This window comes from Salinivibrio sp. IB872 (genome assembly GCF_001995345.1).
GTDB lineage: Bacteria > Pseudomonadota > Gammaproteobacteria > Enterobacterales > Vibrionaceae > Salinivibrio > Salinivibrio proteolyticus.
This window is the reverse complement of record NZ_MUFO01000100.1, coordinates 1-1,308: the sequence shown is the minus strand read 5'-3', so window position 1 is coordinate 1,308 and position 1,308 is coordinate 1. Positions and strand designations below refer to the sequence as shown.

The window sequence follows — 1,308 nt, the reverse complement described above, 5'->3', positions numbered from 1 at the left end:
CTGTTTAATCAACGGCGTTAGCAGTCCATCTTTCCCGTTGAGGTCTTGTCCAGATTGCAGTGCCTTAGCAAAAGCTTGAATATCAATTTCGTATTTGTCGGACATTGATGTATCACTCCCTGTTGAGGGTTAACTATAGGAGTGACACAGACTTTTGAACACTACCAATCTCATTACTTTTTATTCTTGCTCTGTGTATTGCTGGATATAATATACTAAACAAGCTCCATCATTTTCACTATTCTCTAAAAAGAAGTGGCGGTTATCACACCTTCCTGAGCTCTGCCACAGCAGGATTAACTTTATGTGGTTTAGCCACTATTATTTATGCTATATCAGATTTTGCACTAGAGTGTTTTAGTTGGCACTTCTCTCTCGGAGAAATAGTCCTTAATAATATATTAAAATACAACGCATCTCAAAACAGCATAATCTTGTTTGACGTGTTAGCAATTACGATCACTCTAAGCCTATTCATACCTGTTGTATTCTATAGATTTAGTATGGAGAATCAGTTCAACTGTTTCTTAAAAGAGTTTGCGCAAGATGGGGAAAGTCCTGAGTTTACACAGTTATTTTTTCGCTCCTTTCAATTTGGCTTACCAATTCTATTCACTATGTCTGATCGAAAGGTTTATATAGGATATGTGACGGAAATTCGATCTCAACCGTTTAATGATGTACATGTTATTCCTATTGTCAGCGGCCATCGTGATCGCTCCAATTTGAGGCTTGTACCTGTGACACCTTACCAGGACATAATTCATGATGTAGAAAATGACGCAACCGAAGAATTGGATTTTGAAGCGTTTACAGTTACATTGCCTATCCGAGAAATTGTTTATGCTCATCTGCACGATTTTGAGAAATACGACAAGTTTAAGAAGGCAGAGAAGAAGCTTGATTTCATTCAACAAGACAGCTGCGTATTTACAAATAAGCTGTAGAAAGAAAAAAGGTTTTTCGAGTAAAATAAGTCCCTATCCGGTCATAATAACTCCCGCACGTACGGTTCTGCCGTAACGATGCTCTAAGACTACATTTGATGGGTGTAGCAAACCCTCGCCTCGGCGGGTTTTTTTGTTTTTCAAAGAAGCCGGCAGTGTTAAAAAGGTCACTACACAAATGGCACAAGAAAAGTGTCATAAAGAATCCATGATGACATGCCCTAGTCTCTGTTAGTCTTATTGTATAGTGGGTTTCCTTTATTAAGCTCGTCGGGAGTCATGCCTGTAAGACCTTTAAAAAATGAACTATCATTTTCTAACACTTTGTCAGATGAACTATCATTTTCTAACACTTTGTCAG

Annotated in this window: 1 protein-coding gene; it reads left to right on the top strand. The window is 38.1% G+C overall.

The features are described 5' to 3' along the window. Nucleotides 1–503 precede the first annotated feature (503 nt). Nucleotides 504–947 (top strand): hypothetical protein, encoded by a 444-nt coding sequence (locus BZJ18_RS17005; protein WP_077458536.1) that lies wholly within the window; start codon nucleotides 504–506, stop codon nucleotides 945–947. The last annotated feature ends 361 nt before the right edge of the window (nucleotides 948–1,308 follow it).

Bases quoted from the DNA above. Each gene is read 5' to 3' on its own strand.
- BZJ18_RS17005 (WP_077458536.1), top strand. From the start codon at position 504: ATGGAGAATCAGTTCAACTGTTTCTTAAAAGAGTTTGCGCAAGATGGG.